The organism is uncultured Pseudosulfitobacter sp. (assembly GCF_963976325.1).
Taxonomy (GTDB): domain Bacteria; phylum Pseudomonadota; class Alphaproteobacteria; order Rhodobacterales; family Rhodobacteraceae; genus Pseudosulfitobacter.
Genome location: NZ_CAXBJW010000002.1, coordinates 38873 through 61168, shown reverse-complemented (window position 1 = coordinate 61168; position 22296 = coordinate 38873). Strand labels below are relative to the sequence as shown.

The 22296-nt window shown below is 61.2% G+C and carries 22 protein-coding genes; 13 read left to right on the top strand and 9 right to left on the bottom strand.

Annotation, left to right across the window (positions count from 1 at the left end):
• Nucleotides 1-83: 83 nt before the first annotated feature.
• A complete protein-coding gene (locus tag AAC077_RS07340) occupies nucleotides 84-1682 on the bottom strand; it encodes a phosphoenolpyruvate carboxykinase (RefSeq protein WP_339768107.1) in 1599 nt (532 codons plus the stop codon).
• A gap of 346 nt (nucleotides 1683-2028) precedes the next feature.
• Between AAC077_RS07340 and AAC077_RS07335 the strand changes: the two genes are divergently transcribed.
• The 7 genes from AAC077_RS07335 to AAC077_RS07305 are packed head-to-tail and all read left to right on the top strand — an operon-like array spanning nucleotide 2029 to nucleotide 7393.
• On the top strand, nucleotides 2029-2730 hold the full coding sequence (locus AAC077_RS07335) for a response regulator transcription factor (RefSeq protein ID WP_028957212.1): 702 nt from the start codon (nucleotides 2029-2031) through the stop codon (nucleotides 2728-2730).
• A gap of 42 nt (nucleotides 2731-2772) precedes the next feature.
• Nucleotides 2773-4467 carry a sensor histidine kinase gene (locus AAC077_RS07330; protein WP_339768104.1) on the top strand — a complete coding sequence of 565 codons (1695 nt, stop codon included), beginning with the start codon at nucleotides 2773-2775 and terminating at the stop codon, nucleotides 4465-4467.
• 49 nt (nucleotides 4468-4516) lie between these two features.
• Complete coding sequence (locus AAC077_RS07325; RefSeq protein ID WP_339768102.1) at nucleotides 4517-4903, top strand: serine kinase; 387 nt, start codon at nucleotides 4517-4519, stop codon at nucleotides 4901-4903.
• On the top strand, nucleotides 4900-5790 hold the full coding sequence (gene rapZ, locus AAC077_RS07320; protein ID WP_339768100.1) for an RNase adapter RapZ: 891 nt from the start codon (nucleotides 4900-4902) through the stop codon (nucleotides 5788-5790). The genes AAC077_RS07325 and rapZ overlap by 4 nt, the downstream gene beginning before the upstream one ends.
• Nucleotides 5787-6194 (top strand): PTS fructose transporter subunit IIA, encoded by a 408-nt coding sequence (locus tag AAC077_RS07315; RefSeq protein ID WP_339768098.1) that lies wholly within the window; start codon nucleotides 5787-5789, stop codon nucleotides 6192-6194. Before rapZ ends, AAC077_RS07315 begins: the two co-directional genes overlap by 4 nt.
• Entirely contained in the window at nucleotides 6191-6460 is a 270-nt protein-coding gene (locus AAC077_RS07310; protein ID WP_089421220.1) for an HPr family phosphocarrier protein, read from the top strand. Before AAC077_RS07315 ends, AAC077_RS07310 begins: the two co-directional genes overlap by 4 nt.
• 48 nt (nucleotides 6461-6508) lie before the next feature.
• Nucleotides 6509-7393, top strand: coding sequence for a lysophospholipid acyltransferase family protein (locus AAC077_RS07305; RefSeq protein WP_339769464.1), 885 nt, complete (start codon nucleotides 6509-6511; stop codon nucleotides 7391-7393).
• Nucleotides 7394-7597: 204 nt separating this feature from the next.
• Here AAC077_RS07305 and AAC077_RS07300 read toward each other — a convergent pair whose 3' ends face one another.
• Nucleotides 7598-8473: a 3-hydroxybutyryl-CoA dehydrogenase gene (locus AAC077_RS07300; RefSeq protein WP_339768095.1), complete on the bottom strand. Its 876-nt coding sequence runs from the start codon at nucleotides 8471-8473 to the stop codon at nucleotides 7598-7600.
• A 150-nt stretch (nucleotides 8474-8623) separates the two neighbouring features.
• On the opposite strand from AAC077_RS07300, the gene AAC077_RS07295 reads away from it, so the two are divergent.
• On the top strand, nucleotides 8624-9469 hold the full coding sequence (locus tag AAC077_RS07295) for a DUF6473 family protein (protein WP_339768093.1): 846 nt from the start codon (nucleotides 8624-8626) through the stop codon (nucleotides 9467-9469).
• A gap of 55 nt (nucleotides 9470-9524) precedes the next feature.
• Here AAC077_RS07295 and AAC077_RS07290 read toward each other — a convergent pair whose 3' ends face one another.
• The 6 genes from AAC077_RS07290 to AAC077_RS07265 all read right to left on the bottom strand — a co-directional run bounded on the left by AAC077_RS07290 (nucleotide 9525) and on the right by AAC077_RS07265 (nucleotide 13712).
• Nucleotides 9525-10451, bottom strand: a complete 927-nt coding sequence (locus AAC077_RS07290) for an FAD-binding protein (protein WP_339768091.1) — start codon at nucleotides 10449-10451, stop codon at nucleotides 9525-9527.
• Entirely contained in the window at nucleotides 10451-11209 is a 759-nt protein-coding gene (locus AAC077_RS07285) for an electron transfer flavoprotein subunit beta/FixA family protein (RefSeq protein WP_339768089.1), read from the bottom strand. Before AAC077_RS07285 ends, AAC077_RS07290 begins: the two co-directional genes overlap by 1 nt.
• 157 nt (nucleotides 11210-11366) lie before the next feature.
• Nucleotides 11367-11939, bottom strand: a complete 573-nt coding sequence (locus AAC077_RS07280) for a cob(I)yrinic acid a,c-diamide adenosyltransferase (protein ID WP_339768087.1) — start codon at nucleotides 11937-11939, stop codon at nucleotides 11367-11369.
• A gap of 1 nt (nucleotide 11940) precedes the next feature.
• Entirely contained in the window at nucleotides 11941-12147 is a 207-nt protein-coding gene (locus AAC077_RS07275; RefSeq protein ID WP_339768085.1) for a twin transmembrane helix small protein, read from the bottom strand.
• An 87-nt stretch (nucleotides 12148-12234) separates the two neighbouring features.
• Nucleotides 12235-13062: an SDR family oxidoreductase gene (locus AAC077_RS07270; protein ID WP_339768083.1), complete on the bottom strand. Its 828-nt coding sequence runs from the start codon at nucleotides 13060-13062 to the stop codon at nucleotides 12235-12237.
• A gap of 59 nt (nucleotides 13063-13121) precedes the next feature.
• Complete coding sequence (locus AAC077_RS07265; RefSeq protein WP_339768082.1) at nucleotides 13122-13712, bottom strand: SH3 domain-containing protein; 591 nt, start codon at nucleotides 13710-13712, stop codon at nucleotides 13122-13124.
• Nucleotides 13713-13989: 277 nt separating this feature from the next.
• Between AAC077_RS07265 and parC the strand changes: the two genes are divergently transcribed.
• From parC to AAC077_RS07250, 3 genes are all read left to right on the top strand, one after another.
• Nucleotides 13990-16305, top strand: coding sequence for a DNA topoisomerase IV subunit A (gene parC / locus AAC077_RS07260; protein WP_339768081.1), 2316 nt, complete (start codon nucleotides 13990-13992; stop codon nucleotides 16303-16305).
• Nucleotides 16306-16410: 105 nt separating this feature from the next.
• Nucleotides 16411-17640: a DUF898 family protein gene (locus tag AAC077_RS07255; protein WP_339768079.1), complete on the top strand. Its 1230-nt coding sequence runs from the start codon at nucleotides 16411-16413 to the stop codon at nucleotides 17638-17640.
• On the top strand, nucleotides 17641-18768 hold the full coding sequence (locus tag AAC077_RS07250) for a M48 family metallopeptidase (RefSeq protein ID WP_339768077.1): 1128 nt from the start codon (nucleotides 17641-17643) through the stop codon (nucleotides 18766-18768).
• A 59-nt stretch (nucleotides 18769-18827) separates the two neighbouring features.
• Here AAC077_RS07250 and AAC077_RS07245 read toward each other — a convergent pair whose 3' ends face one another.
• Nucleotides 18828-20204, bottom strand: a complete 1377-nt coding sequence (locus AAC077_RS07245) for a cytochrome P450 (RefSeq protein WP_339768075.1) — start codon at nucleotides 20202-20204, stop codon at nucleotides 18828-18830.
• 125 nt (nucleotides 20205-20329) lie between these two features.
• On the opposite strand from AAC077_RS07245, the gene AAC077_RS07240 reads away from it, so the two are divergent.
• Both AAC077_RS07240 and tuf read left to right on the top strand, forming a co-directional pair.
• Complete coding sequence (locus tag AAC077_RS07240; protein WP_339768073.1) at nucleotides 20330-20947, top strand: hypothetical protein; 618 nt, start codon at nucleotides 20330-20332, stop codon at nucleotides 20945-20947.
• 152 nt (nucleotides 20948-21099) lie between these two features.
• Nucleotides 21100-22275 (top strand): elongation factor Tu, encoded by a 1176-nt coding sequence (gene tuf / locus AAC077_RS07235; protein WP_339768071.1) that lies wholly within the window; start codon nucleotides 21100-21102, stop codon nucleotides 22273-22275.
• The last annotated feature ends 21 nt before the right edge of the window (nucleotides 22276-22296 follow it).

Here is a 22296-nt window from a genome sequence, read left to right as displayed (position 1 = left end):
TCAGGACGTTGCACCCATGAAAAAGCCCCCGCGCCAGATCGGCTGCGGGGGCTTTTGTCGTTCGGGGCCCGGGGCCGCGCGGCTTAGCCGATGGCGGCGGCGCGCACGTCTTCGTCGATGTGCGGCAGGTACTGTTCAAAGTTCGTGGCGAACATTTCGACCAGTTTGTCGGCTTGACGGTCATAGCTTTCGGGATTGTCCCAGGTGCGGCGGGGGTCCAGCAGGATGTCGGCCACACCGTCCACGGCAACGGGCACTTCGAAACCAAAGTTCGGGTCTTTGCGGAACTTGGCGTTGCCCAGGCTGCCGTCAAGCGCGGCGGTCAGCAGTGCGCGGGTTGCGCGGATCGGCATCCGGCTGCCGGTGCCATAGGCGCCGCCGGTCCAGCCGGTGTTGACCAGCCAGCAGGTCGCGCCGTGCTGTGCGATCTTTTCGCGCAGCAGGTTGCCGTACACTTCGGGACGGCGGGGCATGAACGGCGCACCGAAGCAGGTCGAGAATGTGGGCTCGGGTTCGGTCACGCCGCGCTCTGTTCCGGCCACCTTGGACGTGAAGCCCGACAGGAAGTGGTACATCGCCTGCGCCGGTGTCAGGCGCGCGATGGGGGGCAGAACACCAAAAGCATCGCATGTCAGCATGATGATGTTCTTGGGGTGGCCGCCCAGTGCGGTTTTCGATGCGTTCGAGATATAGTGCAGCGGATAGGCGCAGCGCATGTTCGCGGTCAGGCTGTCATCGGCAAAATCCAGATCCTTGGTTTCTTCGTCAAAGATCATGTTTTCGATCACGGTGCCGAATTTCTCGGTCGTGGCGTAGATTTCCGGCTCGGCCTCGGCGCTGAGGTTGATCGTTTTGGCATAGCAGCCGCCTTCGAAGTTGAAGGTGCCGCGGTCGGACCAGCCATGTTCGTCATCGCCGATCAGTGTGCGCGACGGGTCGGCCGACAGGGTTGTCTTGCCGGTGCCGCTAAGGCCGAAGAACACGGCGGTGTCAACAGGGTTGCCCGTGGCATGGTTGGCCGAGCAGTGCATCGGCATCACGCCTTTTGCGGGCAGCATGTAGTTCAGCAGGGTGAACACCGATTTCTTGTTCTCGCCTGCATATTCGGTGCCGCCGATCAGGATGATCTTGCGGTCAAAGTTCAGGGCGATCACGGTGTCGGACTTGCAGTCGTGTTTTGCGGGGTCCGCTTTGAACGACGGGCAGTTGATGATTGTGAAGTCTGCGGTGAAATCTTCCAGGTCTTCGCGATCGGGACGGCGCAGCAGGTGGCGGATGAACAGGCCGTGCCATGCCAGCTCGGTGACCATACGGACGTTGATGGCGTAGGCCGGGTCGGCACCGCCCACCAGATCCTGCACGAAATAATCGCCGCCCTTCATATGGGCCAGCATGTCATTGTACAGCGCATCAAAGCCTGCCTCGGACATCTCGGCGTTGTTTTCCCACCAGATGTTGTCTGCCACGCTGGCGGTTTTGACGACGTGTTTGTCCTTGGGCGAGCGGCCGGTAAATTTGCCGGTGGTCACCAGGAAAGAGCCACCTTTGCCCAAGGTGCCTTCGCCACGGGCAAGCGCGGTTTCAACCAGCGCAGGCTCGATCAGGTTGTAATAGACATTGCCCAGATCCTTGATCCCTTGATCTTCGAGCCGGAAATTCGGGTTCACCCGTCCAGATGTCATATGTCGTCTCCTGTCGCCGCCACGGGCGGATCGTACTAAATTAGGCGCGTCAGCGTCGTGGCCGTCATGGCCTATGGGCCTCTTAACATGACGTTTCCAGACATGAACAGGACGCTTTGGCACAGTTAGCGCCATCACCGCGATCTTTGGCCCATGCACCCTGTTACAGCCCTTTTCGCAGCCTCCCGTATTCGGGGAAAGTGCGTCAATTTAGCCATTCCTAACCAAATTGTGGCGCAATTAGGGCATTAGGGGGGAGTGATTCGCACTTAAAGATTGATTCGACCCAATAAAATCTGGATGTATGGACAAAAAACAATATTGAGCAGCAAAAAGGGTACAGGCAATGTCAAAGATTGCATTGGTGGACGATGACAGGAACATTCTGACATCCGTTTCGATGACGCTCGAGGCTGAAGGCTTTGAGGTTGAGACATATAATGACGGGCAGGCGGCGCTTGACGCCTTTAACAAGGGGCTGCCGGATATGGCGGTTCTGGACATCAAGATGCCCCGCATGGACGGGATGGACCTGTTGCAGCGACTGCGTCAAAAGACGTCGATGCCGGTCATTTTCCTGACATCAAAAGACGACGAGATTGACGAAGTGCTGGGCCTGCGCATGGGCGCCGATGACTACGTCAAGAAACCCTTCAGCCAGCGTTTGCTGGTCGAACGCATTCGTGCCCTGCTGCGTCGCCAGGATGCGGTTGCCACGGATGAAGTGGGCGACACGGAAGACACCAAGGTGATGGAGCGCGGCGATCTGCGTATGGACCCGCTGCGCCATTCGGTTAGCTGGAAGGGCAACGATGTGTCCCTGACCGTGACCGAGTTCCTGCTGTTGCAGGCGCTGGCCCAACGGCCCGGGTTCGTCAAGTCGCGCGACCAGTTGATGGACGTGGCCTATGACGATCAGGTTTACGTGGATGATCGCACCATCGACAGCCACATCAAACGTCTGCGCAAGAAGATGCGGACGGCGGACGATTCCTTTTCGGCGATTGAGACGCTGTACGGGATCGGCTATCGATACAACGAAGAGTGATGCGCGCAAATGGCTCTGGCGGAAAGGAACTTCGTGCGGGATATGGCCCCACCTCCATCACGTGACGGTGACGTTGTGCTGGGCGACGACTGGGTCGCGCCCGACCGTTCGGAAACCGGAAATGAAATCCGGGCCAAGCGTGAACGCCGCGGGCTGTTTTCGCTGCGTGCGTCGCCGCTGACACGCAAGATCATCACATTCAACCTGATCGCGTTGAATGTGCTGGTCGCGGGTATCCTGTATTTGAATTCCTCGCGCGACAGCCTTGCCGTGCAGCGCGCCACGTCGATGGTCAGCGAGGCAGAGCTGATTGCCGACGTGATCGAGGCGCAACTGCCTGCGGGCGCGCCGGTCAATCTGGCGACCGGTGACGGTGTTGATGTGGCGACCACCCTGCAAGGGCTGGACCTGCGCAGCGGCATCGAGGTTCTGGTGTTCGATCCGACAGGCGCATTGGTGTCCAGCATCGAAGGTGCGGCAAATCAGTCGATGGGCCAGCAACCCGGCGGCGCAAGCCGGACCATTCTGACCGACGGACTAAGCTGGCTGTGGTCCAAGCTGTCGTCACCCTTTGCCTCGGACACCGTCGCTGAGGCGCCCAGTGTCGAAGAACAATTGCGCACGATGGTGCCCGGCAGCCTGACCGGCGGCACACAGGTGCAAGACAGCCTTGATACCGCGGGCGGCACGCTGTTCAGCGTCGTTACGCCCATTGTTCAGGGATCGACCACCGTTGGCGTGGTCGGCATTACGTCCGCCGCGGGCGAGATCGACAAGCTGGTGCGCGGCGAACGCGAGCGGGTGTTGCAGATGTTCGTGATTGCCACGTTGGTGTCTGTGGGTCTCAGCCTGGTTCTGGCGTCGACCATCGCCAATCCGCTGGCCGATCTGGCCGCCGCTGCCGAATTGGGCCGCGACCGCAACCAGCGCAAGGTCAATCCCGGACGCATCCGCATTCCCGATCTGACCGCGCGGCCCGATGAAATCGGCCGATTGTCCGGTGCCCTGCGCGGCATGATCGCCGCCCTTTACAACCGCATCGACGGCAACGAACAGTTTGCCGCCGACGTGGCCCACGAGATCAAGAACCCGCTGGCGTCGCTGCGCTCTGCCGTGGGCACGCTGCGGCTGATCAAACGCGAGGACCAGCGCGAAAAGCTGCTGGATGTGATCGACCATGACGTGCGCCGTCTGGACCGGCTGGTCAGCGACATCTCGAACGCGTCGCGGCTGGATTCCGAACTGGTCAAGGAAGAGGAAGAACCCTTTGACCTGCTCAAGATGCTGGGCAACCTAAGCCAGTACCTGGGCGAGGACGCCAAATCGAAGGGCATTGATTTCATCACCAACCTGCCTGCACAGCCCCTGCTGGTCCACGGGCTTGAGGCGCGGCTGGCGCAGGTGTTCGTAAACCTGATCACCAACGCGATTTCCTTTTGCGAGGACGGCGACGCGATCCGCGTCTGGGCCCGCAAAAAGGAAAACCGTGTGCTGGTCGTGGTCGAGGACACGGGCCCCGGCATCCCCGATCAGGCGCTGTCCAAGATCTTTAAACGTTTCTATTCCCAGCGTCCCGAAGAGCATTTTGGCAACAACTCGGGCCTTGGTCTGGCCATTTCAAAACAGATCGTCGAAGCACATGGCGGCGTGATCTGGGCCGAGAACATCCGCCCCACCGATGCCGACATCACCAGCGACCCGCTGGGCGCCCGTTTCGTCGTGGGTCTGCCGGTTTGATATGCCGTCCGGTGCGGCCACGGCCACGCTTCATGCAACGGCAGTGGCCGTGGATGGGCGCGCAGCCCTGATCCTTGGCGCTTCGGGGGCGGGGAAATCGTCGCTTGCGCTGCAATTGATGGCGCTGGGGGCGGTGCTGGTCGCGGACGACCGCACCGTGGTGCAGCGTGATGGCAGCCACATCGTTGCAGATGTCCCCGACACCCTGCGCGGCCTGATCGAGGCACGCGGCGTCGGCATTCTGAATGCGACTTGTGCCGGGCCTGTCCCGGTGTCGGTGGTGATTGATCTGGACCAGACCGAAACACAACGCCTGCCTGCGGCGCACGGTCACAGCCTGTTAGATCTGACGCTGCCTTGCCTTCACAAGTGCGATACTCCAGCTTGGCCCGCGGCGATCATGCAATATCTTAAAGCCGGAAGCGCAAAGATATGACCCAGACCGAACCCACACATAGACGCCTTGTTCTGATCACCGGACCTTCGGGCGCCGGACGGTCCAGTGCAATCCGCGTGCTTGAGGATCTGGGGTTCGAGGTGATCGACAACATGCCATTGCGTCTGATCCGGCCCTTGCTGGACGATCCGTCCAGCACGCGGCCACTCGCTTTGGGGATCGACCCGCGCACCCGCGACTTTTCCGTCAATGCGGTGATGGACGCCATCGGCCAGATCGCCGCCGTGCCCGGGTTGGTGCCCGAACTGCTGTATCTTGATTGTGACACCGATGTGCTGTTGCGCCGCTTTTCCGAAACCCGCCGCAGGCACCCGCTGGCCGATGGTGACCGGCCCGAAGCGGGCATTGCCCGCGAGCTGGAGATGCTGGGGCCCTTGCGGGCGCGGGCCGACATCCTGATCGACACATCGCAGTTGAACGTTCACCAGTTGCGCGCTGCGGTCGAAGAATGGTTCGCGCCGGGCGATCAGGGGCATTTGTCGGTGTCGGTCGAAAGCTTTTCCTACAAACGCGGCCTGCCGCGCAGCGTCGATATGGTGTTTGATTGCCGGTTCCTGAAAAACCCGTACTGGGAACCGTCGTTGCGGGCGGCCAATGGGACCGAAAAGGCGGTTCAGGACCATATCGCCACAGATTCGCGCTATGCGGAGTTTGTCGCCAAGACCACCGATCTCGCGTTATGGTTGTTGCCTGCCTTCGCGGAAGAGGGAAAATCGCATCTGTCGATCGCATTTGGATGTACCGGCGGGCAACATAGGTCGGTTGCCATAGCGGAAACCTGCGCAGTGGCCCTTGCGAAGGCAGGCTGGCAAGTGTCAATTAGGCATCGCGAATTGGACCGCCGGAAAAAGGACGGAGCAGAGTGATCGGAATTGTGATTGTGGCGCATGGTGGACTGGCACGAGAGTATCTCGCTGCCATCGAACATGTTGTCGGATCGCAATCGGGCGTCCGCGCCATCGCGATCGAGGCCAACCATGACCGCGCGGAGAAACAGTCCGAAATTTGCATCGCTGCCGATGAAGTTGATGACGGCGACGGAGTTGTCGTGGTCACCGATCTTTATGGCGGCTCGCCCTCGAACCTGTCGCTGCTGGCCTGCCAGCCGCAGGGGCGCCGCATACTTTACGGCGCGAACTTGCCGATGTTGATCAAACTCGCCAAAAGCCGTCACAAACCCGTTGGCGATGCAGTACGTGCAGCACTGGACGCTGGCAAAAAATATATCGACAGCCAGAACGTCAGCGCAGAAAGCCCGAACCACGTATGACCAAATGCACTTTGAAGATCGTCAACGAAAAGGGCCTGCACGCCCGTGCCTCGGCCAAACTGGTCGAAGTCGTCGAAGCTTTTGACGCCCAGGCCGAAGTGGCCAAGGACGGCATGTCGGCCTCGGGCGACAGTATCATGGGGCTTTTGATGTTGGCAGCCTCCAAAGGAACCTTTATTGACGTTGAAACCTCTGGACCGGATGCCGAGGCACTGGCCGAGGCGCTGACGGCACTGGTCGCTGACAAGTTCGGCGAAGGCGCCTGAGACATCGGCGATCTCGGACCTGACAGCATGACAAAGGGTGACACAGACGTGGTTGACAGCTCGCAGGGCGCACAAGGCTTGACGCAGGCACAAGGCGAAACGGTTACGTTTACCAAATACGACCGTCGCAGCCTGTCCTACGCCTCGACCTTTGACGACCCGTGGAAAGCGTCGTTCATCCGCGTCATGGAAGCGTTCACCGGCAAGCTGACGATCCTGCGTCTGATCCGCAAGTTCGAGCGTCAGGGTGCCCCGCAAGGGCAGGCTTTTTGGCGCGCCTGTCTGGATGTCATGGGCATCCAGCTGACCACGCCGCAGGTGCAACTGGACCGTATCCCCAAAGAGGGACCGGTGATCGTTGTGGCCAATCACCCGCACGGCATGGTTGATGGGATGATCTTTGGCGATCTGATCGGCCGCGTGCGCCCGGATTACCGCATTCTGACCCGCTCGTTGCTGACCGCCATCGACGAGGTGGCGGGCAGCTATATGATCCCGGTGCCGTTCCCGCATGACCCCGACGCGCAGCGCAAGGGCGTCGAGATGCGCGCCAAGGCGATGAAGCACCTGAAAGAGGGCGGCGTTGTGGCGCTGTTCCCGTCCGGACAGGTCGCGGCGTCGGAAACCTATTTTGGCCCGGCGGTCGAGGCTGAATGGAACGTTTTCACCGCTGCCCTGATCCGTCGTTCGGGCGCCACGGTCGTGCCGATGAAGTTCCCCGGTCAGAACAGCCGCGCCTATCAGATCGCCAACAAACTGTCGCCGATGCTGCGTCAGGGCCTGTTGCTGCACGAAATCGTTTATTCGCTGAACAAGCCGCAAGGCCCCATCGTTGGCGATCCGATCCCGCAGGAAGATGTCAAAGCCTGGGCCGATGATCCGCGCGGCTTTATGGCGTGGCTGCGCGAGCACACGCTGAACCTCAAGGGCTGACAGCGCTTTTCACTTTGCCAAAGCGTTTCGGGAAATACCTGAATCACTTGTTCGCTGCCTTTCGCCTTCGGCTCAAACGCGAAAAGTGATGCCGTGTGATTTAAGGGTGATTTAAGGTTTTCCCGAAACGCTATGAGAAACTCCGGGACAGGCGCCAAGCGCCGGGGGCAGCGCCCCCAGCCCAGAGCATTTTCAAATAGCGTCCTAGCGCGTTGGAACAGGTGTCTCGCCGCGATAATCATAGAACCCACGCTGGGTCTTGCGGCCCAGCCATCCGGCCTCGACATATTTGGTCAACAGCGGGCAGGGGCGGTATTTCGTATCGGCCAGCCCGTCGTGCAGCACGTTCATGATGGCCAGGCAGGTGTCCAGACCGATGAAATCCGCCAGCTCCAGCGGCCCCATGGGGTGGTTCGCGCCCAGCTTCATCGAGCTGTCGATCGACTGCACGTTGCCCACGCCTTCGTACAGGGTATAGACCGCCTCGTTGATCATCGGCATCAGGATGCGGTTGACGATGAAGGCGGGGAAATCTTCGGCGCTGGCCGCTGTTTTGCCCAGCTTGTCCACCACCTTTTTGCACGCATCATAGGTTTCGGCGTCGGTGGCAATGCCACGGATCAATTCGACCAGTTGCATCACCGGCACGGGGTTCATGAAGTGAAAGCCCATGAATTTCTCGGGCCGGTCCGTGCGGCTGGCCAGACGGGTGATCGAGATCGACGAGGTGTTGGATGTCAGGATCGTGTGCGGTTTCAGATGTGGCAGCAGATCCTCGAAAATCGCCTGTTTGACGGTTTCGCGTTCGGTGGCCGCTTCGATGATCAGATCGCTGGGGCCCAGATCGGTCAGCGTCACCGTGGTGGTGATTCGCGCCATCGCGTCGGCCTTGGCCTCGGCGGTGATCTTCTCGCGGCTGACCTGCCGTTCCATGTTGCCGTCGATCAGCTTGACGGCTGCTTGCAACGCGTCCTCGCTGATGTCTGTCATGGTCACGTCATAGCCTGCCAGCGCCATCACATGGGCAATCCCGTTGCCCATTTGACCCGCGCCCACGATTCCGACTGTTTTGATGTCCATGCGATGCCCCTTATTTGTTAGCGCACCATATCCGCGCCATCCGTCTGGCTGCAAGGTGTGAACGGCCCTGCGTTTGGTCAGACCCCGTTAGCAATTTCTAAGGACCTGCGCGCTATACCCACCGTTGGGTGAAATTGTGAGGTGGGTGTAATGACCTATGATGCTGTGGGCCAAGGGTCCCTTGACTATCTTCCGTGCCGGTATGGCACATCCAAAGTGTTGTTTCGCGGGCCACGGAAGTCTTTGAAGAAACCGTATATCGCGTTTTTCGGCGGCACGGAAACCTATGGTAAATTCGTGGCCGAGCCGTTCCCCGACCTGCTTGAGAAAAAGCTGGGGATGCCGTGCGTCAATCTTGGCTGCACCAACGCGGGAATCGAGGTGTTTGCATCCGACGCGCATCTGACCGAAATCGGGGCAGGGGCCAAGGTAACCGTGATGCAGGTGCTAAGCGCGCAGAATATGTCCAACCGGTTCTATTCGGTCCATCCGCGCCGCAACGACCGTTTCCTGAAACCGTCCGGTCTGCTTGAGGCTATTTTCCGCGATGTGGACTTTGCCGAGTTCAACTTTACCAAACATATGCTGACGCATCTGAACACGGTGTCGCCCGAGCGGTTCCGCACGGTTCGCGAGGAACTGCAAAGCGCCTGGGTCGCGCGGATGCGTCATTTGCTGGGCCGGATCACCGGGCGGACCGTGTTGCTGTGGTTCGGCGAGGCTGACCCGGACAACCGCGACAACGGGATGGCCCGCGATCCGTGGTTCATCACCCGCGAGATGATCGAGACGCTGCGCAGCGATGTGACCGAGATTGTCGAAGTGCTGCCGTCGGAATACGCCCGCGAGCAGGGCACCGAAGGCATGGTGTTTTCCGAACTTGAACGGCCGGCGGCGGAAACCATGCTGGGCCCGGTTGCCCATCAAGAGGCAGCAGCGGCCCTGGCACCGGTGCTGCGCAAGCTGGTGGGTCAGGCGGCCTGCGCCGACACCTGAGAGCAAAAAGGCCCGCCGTTACGGGCGGGCCTTTCGTTCGTGATCCTGTGACGGATTACAGTTTTTCGATCAGTTCCGGCACAGCGGTGAACAGGTCGGCGACCAGACCGTAATCGGCCACCTGAAAGATCGGCGCCTCTTCGTCCTTGTTGATCGCGACGATGATCTTGCTGTCTTTCATGCCTGCAAGGTGCTGGATCGCGCCCGAGATGCCGACGGCGACATACAGTTCGGGGGCGACAACCTTGCCCGTCTGGCCAACCTGCCAGTCGTTCGGGGCATAGCCGCTGTCCACAGCCGCACGTGACGCGCCGACGGCGGCGCCCAGTTTGTCGGCCAATTGTTCGATCAGCTTGAAGTCTTCTTCCGAGCCGACACCACGGCCACCGGACACAACCACACCGGCCGATGTCAGTTCGGGGCGGTCGCTGGCGGCAACCTTGTCTTCGACCCAGGACGACAGACCGGGATCAGCGGCTGCCGACACGGTTTCGACCGAAGCGGAACCCCCTTCACCGGCCGCATCGAATGTCGATGTGCGGAAGGTGATGACCTTTTTCGCGTCTTTCGACTTCACGGTCTGGATCGCGTTGCCTGCGTAGATCGGGCGTTCGAACGTGTCGCCATCGACAACGCCGGAAGCGTCGGAAATGATCATCACGTCCAGCAGCGCCGCAACGCGGGGCATCACGTTTTTTGCGTCGGTGGTGGCGGGGGCGACGATGTGTTCGTAGTCATCGGCCAACGACACGATCAACGCGGCCGTGGATTCCGCCAGACGGTGGCCCAGCGTTGCATCCTCGGCGACCAGCACCTTGGCCACGCCGTCGATTTTCGCAGCCGCGTCGCCTGCCGCAGCAGCAGAGCCGCCCGCGCACAGAACGGTCACATCACCCAGCGCCTTGGCGGCGGTGACAGCCTTGGCGGTGGCGTCCATCGCCAGTTCGCCGTTGTTGACTTCAGCAAGAAGCAGAACAGCCATTACACCACTCCCTTTTCTTTGAGTTTCGCAACCAGTGCGTCCACGTCTGCCACGATTTCGCCAGCCGCGCGGGCTTCGGGCTCTTTCGTGCTGACCACTTCCAGGTGCAGCGCCGTATCAACGCCGTAATCGGCTGCTGTTTTCTCATCCAGCGGCTTTTTCTTGGCTTTCATGATGTTGGGCAGCGACGCATAGCGCGGCTCGTTCAGGCGCAGGTCGACCGAGATGACGGTCGGCATGTTGACTTCGATGGTTTGCAGACCGCCGTCAACTTCGCGCGTGACCTTGGCTTTGTCGCCCGCAATCTCGACTTCCGAGGCGAATGTCGCCTGGCTCCAGCCCAGCAGGGCCGACAGCATCTGGCCGGTGGCGTTCATGTCGTTGTCGATCGCCTGTTTGCCGCACAGCACAAGGCCGGGCTGCTCTTCGTCGACGATCGCCTTCAGGATTTTGGCGACGGTCAGCGGTTCGATGTCTTGGTGTACGTCGTCCGCCGCGATCACCAGAATCGCACGGTCCGCGCCCATGGCCAAAGCTGTGCGCAGGGTTTCCTGCGCTTGTTTGACACCAATGGACACCGCAACGATTTCTTCTGCCTGACCGGCCTCTTTCAAACGGATTGCCTGTTCTACGGCAATCTCGTCGAACGGGTTCATCGACATTTTTACGTTTGCAAGATCAACACCCGATCCGTCCGCTTTCACACGAACTTTCACGTTATAGTCGATCACGCGTTTGACAGGCACCAGCACCTTCATGAGCGTTCCTTCCTTGACAAAATTCGACTCACCAGATGGCAAGCCAACAATTCATTCCGAACGGTTTACCCAAGCCCGCGTTGGGGAAACAGGGTAAAATCGTCACAATATGGGCTGGCGACGCCGCGTTTCGGCCTTGCCCGCCCGGTTTGAATGCCTAGCGGTTGGCGCCGGGCACCCACAGAACGTCGTCTTTGCCGCCATTGTTGGCGATCCGCGAGGCGACAAAGAACCAGTCGCTTAGCCGGTTCAGGTATTTCACCGCTGCCGGATTAACCTGTTCCAACGTGGCAAGTTCCACCGCCAGCCGTTCCGCGCGGCGCGATACGGTGCGGCACACGTGCAGATGCGCGGCCAGCGCGGCACCGCCCGGCAGCACGAAGCTGCGCAGCGGCTCAAGTTCGGCGTTCATCACGTCGATCTCTTCTTCCAGCCGCTTCACCTGCGCGTCGATCATGCGCAGGGGCGGGTATTCGGCCGCGGCGTCTGCTTCCATATCGGGGCGGCACAGGTCGGCGCCCAGATCGAACAGGTCGTTCTGGATGCGCGCGAGGGCCGCATCGGTTTCGCCAGTTGCCTCAAGCCGCGCGACACCGACAAAGGCGTTCAACTCGTCCGAGGTGCCATAGGCGTTGACCCGTGCGGCGTGTTTGACCACGCGCGTGCCGTCGCCCAAGGCGGTTTCGCCCTTGTCGCCGGTGCGGGTATAAATCTTGTTCAGTACAACCATTTCAGCCCCCTGACTGACGCCACAGCACGGCGATCACGATCAGCACCACGGCGATAAATTGCGCGATGATCCGCATCCGCATCAGTTTGTTCGCATTTTTGGACGCCCAGCCATCGCCTTTGGCAAAGCCGCCCAATCCAGTGACCAGCACCAGAACGACCGCCGCACAGGCCAGCAGGATCAAGATGAACATTGGATCAGAGGTCATGCCCGTTTCCTTATTGCGTCTTCGACATCAGATGTAGCGGCCCGCGCGCCGAAAGCGAACCTGTTTCGCCAATTCGTCTTGCGCCAATTAGACGCGCGTCAGCAACCAGTCCAGCGCGCGGGTCGGCAGTATGCGGCGCATCACCCCCATGAAATGCGTGGGGACGGTCACGAAATAGCGGGGACGGGGGCGGCGGCTTTCGATGGCATGGATCAGCTTTTTCACCACGGCCTCGGGTGGCAGTTCAAAACTGTCGGGGCCGCTGTCCTGCGCGTACAGCCGTTTGCGCAGTTCGGTTTCGTACTGCGTGGCGCGGGCCGATGCCTTCCAGTCGATCCAGCGTTCGAAATGTTCCACCGCGTTGATGCGAAACCGGCTGGTGACGGGGCCGGGTTCGATCAGGCAAACGTGCACGCCGGTGCCACGCATTTCGATGCGCATGGTGCTGCTCAGACCTTCGAGCGCGTGTTTGCTGGCGTTGTAGGCACCGCGCATGGGCAGGGTGATGAACCCCAGAATGGACGAACATTGCACAATCCGCCCGTGCCCTTGGGCGCGCATCACCGGCACCACGGCGCGGGTCAGCGTGTGCCAGCCAAAGAAATTCGCCTCGAAAATAGCGCGCAGGGCGTCGGTGGGCAGGTCTTCAACGGCGCCGGGGCAGGCGTGGGCGCCGTTGTTGAACAGCGCATCCAGCGTGCCGCCTGTCGCCTCAAGCACTTCGGCCAGCCCGCTGGCGATGCTGTCCTCGTCGGCGTAGTCGATGCGCGGGCTGTCGAACCCCTCGGCTTGCAGCCGGGCGCAATCCTTGGACTGGCGACAGGCCGCAAAGACGCGCCATCCGCGTGCGCGCAGGCCATGGGCCGCTGCATAACCGATGCCCGACGAACATCCGGTGATCAGAATGGTTTTCATATAAAAACTGCCCGCAAATTCATGCGGGCAGGTGTGTCACGCTGTCGTGCGTTTGGCAATCAGCCGCTGGTCAGCAAAAAGTCGGCCATCCACCCTTCGGGGCCGCCGTCCATCGGGCGCAGTTTCACCCAACCGTTGCCGGGGTCTTGCAAAATCTCGACCTCGACGCCGCGTGTCAGGCTGTCGACCACACCGAAGCTTGTGCCGGGACCGCCGCGCACGTTCACGCGGTTGCCGGACACCGCGCGGACATCAAGCGCGCTGGCATCTTCATCAGGCAAGATGTCATTTTCGGGCAGTGCGTCCTGAGACACCTGCACGGCAGGCTGGGCGGCGGGGATCAGGCTGGGGATGACGATGCTGTTGGTGTCCAGCGATGCGGTGCTAAGTGTCGCGCCACCGAATTTGGCAGGGCTGGCGACCGCAGGGCTGGCGACGGCTGCGGTTGGCAGCGTCTTTGACGGGGCGTCTACATTGCGTGTCGTGGTCAGGTTCAGGGCGACGCGTGACACTTCAGCCGTGTCGATATTCTGGGATTTCACGCCTGCCAACAATGTCTTGGGCGCATCGGGTGCAATCGGATTTGGCTCAACCGGATCAAGGCGCGACATGCGCAGCACTTCGCCGTCGAAATCGGCCCCCCCGCTCATTTCGAAAAAGACCACACCCAAAAATAAAAACGTCAAAACAATAAAACGAAACATTCCAAAATCCCCCAAGGAAACCCGGCAGACGCGGCAGCTTTAGCGCGGGTGAGTTGAACTTATCAGGCGGCCGCAGGACGCGCAGTGAGAAAACCAAGCCATTGTTCCCCGCATCCATCGCCGTGTTGAAAAAGCAACGCCACTACCGGCGAAGTTGTTCCCCAATAAAGTTCAGGTGTTTTGCCCTCTTGTTCCGTTTGGGGCAGATAGCTACACACCCCCTATGTCAGATATTATCCAGCCGCCCAACATGGACCTGTCCGAGCCCCTGCGCCGCGCGCTGGGGGATCGTTATCTGACCTATGCGCTGTCCACGATCATGCACCGCGCGCTGCCTGATGCCCGTGATGGTCTGAAACCGGTGCACCGCCGCATCCTGTATGCGATGCGCGAATTGCGCCTGTCGTCCAAGGGTGGCTTCCGCAAGTCGGCCAAGATCTCGGGCGACGTGATGGGGAACTATCACCCGCACGGCGATGCCGCGATCTATGACGCGATGGCGCGTCTGGCGCAGGACTTCAACGTCCGCTACCCGCTGGTCGACGGTCAGGGCAACTTTGGCAACATCGACGGCGACAACCCCGCTGCCAGCCGCTATACCGAGGCGCGCATGACCGCCGTGGCCGAGGCACTGCTGGACGGGCTGAACGAAAACGCCGTTGATTTCCGCGACAACTACGACGGCACGCTGACCGAACCGGTCGTGCTGCCCGCGCAATTCCCCAACCTGCTGGCCAACGGGTCGTCCGGGATCGCTGTGGGGATGGCCACCAACATCCCGCCGCACAACATCGCCGAGCTGTGCGATGCCTGTCTGCATCTGATCAAGGTGCCCGATGCGCGCGACGACACGCTGCTGAATTTCGTCAAAGGCCCCGATTTCCCCACCGGCGGGATTATCGTCGAGCCACCCGAAAGCATCGCTGAAAACTACCGCACGGGCAAAGGCGGCTTTCGCCTGCGCTGCCGCTACGAGGTCGAGGACCTGGGCCGTGGGCAATGGCAGATCGTTGTCACCGAGATTCCCTATCAGGTGCAGAAATCCAAGCTGATCGAAAAGCTGGCCGAGGTCATCCAGACCAAGAAGGTTCCGATCCTGGGCGACGTGCGCGACGAAAGCGCCGATGATATACGGCTGGTGCTGGAACCGCGTTCGAAGAACGTCGATCCCGACGTGCTGATGGGGATGCTGTACCGCAATTCCGATCTGGAAGTGCGGTTCTCGATGAACATGAACGTGCTGATCGACGGCGTCACGCCCAAGGTCTGCTCGATGAAGGAAGTGCTGCGTGCCTTCCTTGATTTCCGCCGCGAAGTGCTGGAACGGCGCAGCCGCCACCGCATGGAAAAGATCGACCACCGGCTTGAGGTGTTGGAAGGGTTTATCGTTGCCTTCCTGAACCTGGACCGCGTGATCGACATCATCCGCTATGACGACGAACCCAAGGCCGCGCTGATGCGCGAGGACTGGGGCCGCGAACATGTGCGGGCGATGGACGAAAAAGATTACCAGACACCGCCGCCCGCGACCGAGGAGTCGCTGACCGAGGTGCAGGCCGACGCGATCCTGAACATGCGCCTGCGCAGCTTGCGCCGTCTGGAAGAGCTGGAGTTGCTGCGCGAGCAGTCCGCATTGATGGAAGAGCGTGCGGGGCTTGAGGATTTGCTGGAAAATCCGCACCTGCAATGGGACGCGATCAGCGCCCAGTTGAAAGAAACCAAAAAGCAGTTCGGCAAGGACTGGTCGATTGGCGACACACCGAACGCGGGCGCACGCCGCACCACATTTGCCGAGGCCGGACAGGTCGAGGATGTGCCGCTGGAAGCGATGATCGACCGCGAGCCGATCACCGTGGTGTGCAGCCAGATGGGCTGGATCCGTGCCATGACCGGCCACATCGACCTGAACCGCGAGCTGAAGTTCAAGGACGGCGATGGTCCGCGTTTTGTATTCCATGCGGAAACCACCGACCGGTTGCTGGTGTTCGGATCGAACGGGCGGTTCTATACGCTGTCCGCTGCCAACCTGCCCGGTGGGCGCGGCATGGGCGAACCCCTGCGTCTGATGGTCGATCTGCCGAACGAGGCACAGATTGTGGACCTGTTCATTCACCAGCCCGAGGCGCGCCTGCTGGTCGCCTCGACCGCCGGTGACGGTTTTGTCGTGCCCGAAAACGACGTGATCGCCCAGACCCGCAGCGGGAAACAGGTGCTGAACGTGCGTGGCGAGGTTTCGGCGTTGGTCTGCAAACGTGTGACCGGCGATGCCGTGGCCGTCGTGGGCGAGAACCGCAAGGTTCTGGTGTTCGATCTGGACGAACTGCCCGAAATGGGCCGCGGCAAGGGCGTGCGTTTGCAGAAATACAAGGATGGCGGCCTGTCTGATGCCACCACCTTTACCCTTGCGGACGGCCTGACGTGGCTGGACCCGGCAGGGCGTACGCGCACGGAACTGGAGCTGGACGAATGGCGCGGCAAACGCGCCGGCACGGGCCGCATGGCGCCCCGCGGATTTCCACGCGACAACCGATTCAACTAAAGATATTCTTGCAACCGTAGGCCGTATTATTGTTAGAGCGGCGGACGGAAATGCGCAGACAACATGCGCAGACAACACGTTACGTTTTCACGAAGGACAGATAAAATGAGTGCAACCATACACGGCCAGTATCATGGCAAAGCGGGGCCTTTGTTCTCGCTCTATTTCAAAACCGCATTTTTGACTTTGATTACACTGGGCATCTATCGTTTCTGGGCCAAGACCCGGTTGCGTAAATACATCTGGTCTGCGACCGCAGGCGACGGCGACAGCTTTGAATACACCGGCACCGGTCTGGAAAAGCTGTTGGGCTTTCTTTTCGCAATCGTGGTGCTGGCGATCTATCTGGGCATCGTCCAGATGGCGCTGCTGTACTTCGGTCTGAACCTGTTCACCGAGCCACGCAATGAAATCGAGGCGCTGGCGCAGGTTGGGGCGATTTATATCACCCTGCTGGCGGTGCTGCCGCTGCTGCTGTTCGCCACCTATCGCGCACGCCGCTACAAAACCGCGCGCACCCGCTGGCGGGGGCTGCGTTTTGGCATGGACAACGGCGCATGGGGCTATGTCTGGCGGGCGCTGGGGCATGGGTTTCTCAGCGTCATCACCCTGGGGATACTGCTGCCACGCCAGACCTTCTGGCTTGAGAAATACATGACCGACCGCACGTGGTATGGCGACGCCAAGTTCGAACAGACCGGCCGCTGGCAATCGCTGTATCCGGGGCTGAAACATGTGCTGTTCGCGGTGCTGGTCATTGTGATCGGCTTTGTGCTGGCCATCATGATCGAGGCTCCGCTGTTGGCAGGCGTTTCGGCTCTTGTGGGCTACATCTGGCTGATCGTGGGCGGCGTCTATTACCGTATCTACGCGTTCAACGTACTGACCCGCGCGAAAATGCTGGACGGCGCGGTGACCTTTGATTCGGGCGCACGCACCGGGCGCGTGATTGGCATCGTGCTGACCGGCATTCTGGCGATTATCGGTGCGATCATCGTTGGCCTTTTGCTGATGGGGTTGATCCTGATGGCCTCGTTGGGGCTGAGCTTTGGCGGTGTGGGCGCGATCTTTGGCGGTTATGCTGATCCTAGTGACTTTAACGCGGCCAGCGCCCTTGTGAGCAGCATCGCGATCGCGGTCCTTTACGTGGCGCTGATCCTGGCCTTGGGTGGCCTGTCGCTGGTGATGATCACACAGCGGATCATCGCGCATGTGGTGAGTTGCGTGGTCGTGGCCAACGCCCCGCATCTTGATCACGTCAAGCAACGCGCCGCCGACCCCGGTGCCGACGCCGAAGGCTTTGCCGACGCGCTGGACATTGGCGGGGCCATCTGAATGGAGGTGCCTGCGCGGTATTTCGACGGCGAAACAGGTCTGCGGCTTGACGTGGACCTGACGCTGGACGTGGCCGCGCAGGTGCTGATCCTGTTGCATCCCGACCTGCCGGACGGGGTGCAACGCTGGCCGCTCAGCGCCTTGCGTGCGCTAAGGGATCAGGCCCGCACCGATCAATTGGTGCTTAGCCTGCGTGCCGATCATTCCTATGACAGCGCCCTGATCGCCACCGCCCGTCTGACGGTGTCCGATCCGCAGATGGTACGCGACATCACGCGGCTGTGTCCTGACCTGAAACGCCGCGAGGTGCCGCGCGGCACGACCAGGCGCGTTGTGACGCGGCTGGGGCTGGCGGTGGGGGCGCTGGCGCTGATGATCTTTGTGATCGTGCCTGCGATGGCCGGCACCCTGGCCATGATCATCCCCATCGACAGCGAAGTGGCCTGGGGCAAATCCATGGTCCGGCAGATGGAACGCGTCCTTGGCGCGACCGAGGCAGGCGGGCTGGTCTGTTCGTCCCCTGCGGGCGATGCGGCCTTGGAAAAGCTCACCAACCGGCTGACCGACGCGACCGGCGTGGAATATGATCTGAATGTTTCGGTGATGGACCACGATATGGTCAACGCCTTCGCCGCGCCCGGCGGGCAGATCGTCGTGGTGCGCGGCCTGCTAAAGGCCGCCGACACGCCCGAGGCGGTCGGTGCGGTTCTGGCCCATGAAATCGCCCACGTCGAACACCGCGACAGCACGCGCGGCGCGCTGCGTGCCGCCGGGTCGGCAGGGCTGTTGGGGCTTGTGCTGGGCGATTTCGCAGGCGGCACCGTTGCCGTGGCCATGGCCGAATGGATGCTGAACTCCAGCTACACCCGCGACGCCGAGGCCAAGGCAGACACCTACGCGCTGACCATGCTGGACAATGCCCAAGTCACGACCGAAGGCTTTGCCGATTTCTTTGACAGCCTGGCCGAAATCGAAAGCATAATGCCAGATCTTCCAGTCTATATGTCCAGCCACCCGCAAACCGCCGCCCGCGCCGATGCTGCCCGCGCTTTTGCCGCGACCCAAGGACCGACGCAGCCGCTGCTGACACCAGCCGAATTCGCGGCCCTGCAATCCATCTGCGACTGATCACGCTTCATCTTGCCGGTTAAACTCCGGGGGCGGCCGCAGGCCGGGGGCAGCGCCCCCTAAACCGGCTCGGCCGTCAGCCAGACGCCGCCCTCGGGGCGCAAGGTCAGGATCATCACCGGTTCAGGATCGCGCCCTGCCACGGGCTTGAACCGGAACCGCGACAGCAGGGTCGCAAGGATGATCACCGCTTCTTGCAGCGCGAATGACGCCCCGATGCAGATGCGCGGCCCGTCGCCAAAGGGCAGATAGGCATAGCGGTCAATCGCCTTGCGGTCGGCAAAGCGTTCGGGCCGGAAGGCATCGGCGTCTTCCCACAGCAGCTTGGACCGACCCAGCGCATAGATCGGGATCATCACCGTGTCGCCCGGCAGTATCTCGCGCCCGCCCAGCGTGTCCTTTTTCAGCGCGGTGCGCGACACGATCCCCGCAGGCGGGTAAAGGCGCAGGGCCTCGTCTACGATCTGGCGAATATAGGGCAGGTTGGCCACGTCATCGGCCCCTGCCGCGCGGCCCTGCAACACCGTTTGCACTTCGGCGCGGGCGCGGTCCTGCACGTCCTGATCAAAGGCCACCAGATACATCGACCACGCCAGTGTCAGCGCTGTGGTCTCGTGGCCGGCCACGATAAAGGTCAGCAGATTGTCGCGCAGCTCGGCGGTGGACATGGTGCGCCCCGACTTGGGGTCTTCGCCCGCCAGCAGCAAATCCAGCAGGTCGGGCACCGCGCTTGTGCCCCGCGCGGCGCGGTCTTCGATGGCCTTGTCTGCAACGGCTTTCATCTCTTTCAGGGCCTTGCCCGACATCACCCGGCCGGGGCGCGGGATCCAGTCGGGAAAGCCAAGTATGTCGAACAGTGAAATCTTGCCTGCCTCGGCGATATAGTCGTCGATGGCCCCGTGCACGCCGTCGCGGTCAAATGTGTCGCCACCTGAAAAGGTCACGTCGGCGATCACGTCAAAGGTTGTCGTCACCATCTCGTCCAGCAGGTTGACCGCACGCGGCCCTGCCGCCGCGATCCTGTCGCAAGCCCGCTCTGCCGCGTCAGACATGATCGGCGCCAGCGCCGAGACGTTGCGGTGCGAGAACACCGGGGCCGCGGTGCGCCGTTGCCAGCGCCAATGCGCGCCTTCGGCGATGAACAGCGATTCTCCGATGGCGGGTTTCAGCAGGTTCTTGGTGACCAGCGATTTGGGGTACTGGTCCAGCCGGTCCAGCAACATTTCGCGTATGGCGGCGGGGTCCATCACCATGTGCCAGCGCTTGCCGGTCTTGCCGGACACCATTGGCTGTGTCGTCGCAATCTCGGGGATGATCGACAGCACGTTGCGCCGCGCCTCTTGCAGGCTTTTCAACAGGCCCCACGGCTCGGTCACCAGCGGCACGCGGACGGGCAGAGGGCTGTGGGTGGCTTGTGGCAGAACCGTGTCGGGCATCATGCTCTCCTTGTTGCACCATGATATAAGTGCATCTGCCCGGGCTGCAATCGGCTGCGGCCAATTGCGCCTTTGGCGTTCATCGGCTAGGCCTTTGCCCGAACAATCCTTTTGGGGGGACTGCAATGCTGCGGCTTGTGATGATGATGTGCGTGATGGGCCTGCTGACAGCCTGTGGCGGCGCCAATGATATTAACGACAAACCTGTGCCACTGGGCAACTTCAACCTGATGCACAACGTCGTTGTGGCGCCCAAGGCACAAAAGGGCCCGCTCAGCCGCGATGCCACCGAAGAGCAACTGACCACGGCCGTGCAAAAGGCCATTGCCCAGCGGTTCGATCGCTACGAAGGCGACAGCAACTATCACTTTGGCGTGTCTGTCGAAGGGTATGTTCTGGCGGCACCGGGCGTGCCGGTGTTGTTGTCGCCCAAGTCGATCCTGATCCTGAACCTGACGGTCTGGGACGATGCGGCGGGCAAAAAGCTGACGGACAAGCCGCACACGATCACCGTGCTTGAAACCTTTGGCACAGGCACTGTTGTCGGATCTGGCTATACGCTGTCTGCCGAGGAGCAACTGGAACAGTTGTCCGAGAACGCGGCCAAAGCGATCGAACGCTATCTGGTCAAGCAGATGAAGGAAGAAGGCTGGTTCGTCACAACAGGGTCGGGCCGCCCCGATGCTGCGGTGGCCGACGCGCCTGCGACGACCACGCCGGCAGCGGTTGTCGCCGCAGAATAAGCCGCGCGATGCCTCTTGGCTGCGTCTTCGCCGGGTATCGAACGGCCACCAAAACGGCGAAGACCGCTTGATTTTCCTGCGCAATAGCAATACATGCCGCGCGGAACGCATTTGGGTCCGCAAGGATTCCACCAACAAAAAGGGCGCCTCTCATGGGTAAGGCAAAGTTTGAACGTAACAAACCGCACGTTAACATCGGCACAATCGGCCACGTTGACCACGGCAAAACCACGCTGACGGCTGCGATCACCAAATACTTTGGTGACTTCCGCGCGTACGACCAGATCGACGGCGCGCCCGAAGAAAAAGCCCGCGGCATCACCATTTCGACCGCCCACGTCGAATATGAAACCGAAGCGCGCCACTATGCGCACGTCGACTGCCCCGGCCACGCCGACTACGTCAAGAACATGATCACCGGTGCCGCCCAGATGGACGGCGCGATCCTGGTTGTGAACGCAGCCGACGGCCCGATGCCGCAAACGCGCGAGCACATCCTGCTGGGCCGCCAGGTGGGCATTCCCTACATGGTTGTCTACATGAACAAAGTGGACCAGGTGGACGACGAAGAACTGCTGGAACTGGTGGAAATGGAAATCCGCGAGCTGCTGTCCTCGTACGAGTACCCCGGCGACGACATTCCGATCATCCCCGGCTCGGCCCTGGCCGCAATGGAAGGCCGCGACCCCGAGATCGGCGAAGAGTCGATCAAGAAACTGATGGCCGCTGTTGACGAATACATCCCGACACCCGAGCGTGCCGTGGACCAGCCGTTCCTGATGCCCGTCGAAGACGTGTTCTCGATCTCGGGCCGTGGTACAGTTGTGACCGGCCGTATCGAGCGTGGCGTGATCAACGTTGGCGACGACATCGAAATCGTCGGCATCCGCGACACCAAGAAAACGACCTGCACAGGCGTGGAAATGTTCCGCAAACTGCTGGATCGTGGTGAAGCTGGTGACAACATCGGCGCCCTGCTGCGCGGTGTGGACCGTGAAGGCGTTGAGCGTGGTCAGGTTCTGTGCAAACCCGGTTCGGTGAACCCGCACACCAAGTTCGAAGCCGAAGCCTATATCCTGACCAAGGATGAGGGTGGCCGTCACACGCCGTTCTTCGCGAACTACCGTCCGCAGTTCTACTTCCGGACCACAGACGTGACCGGCACCGTGAACCTGCCCGAAGGCACCGAAATGGTTATGCCCGGCGACAACCTGAAGTTCGACGTTGAACTGATCGCACCGATCGCCATGGAGCAAGGCCTGCGCTTTGCGATCCGTGAAGGTGGCCGCACCGTCGGCGCCGGCGTGGTGTCGAAAATCGTCGAGTAAGCCGTTTTGCGGGCCACGCGC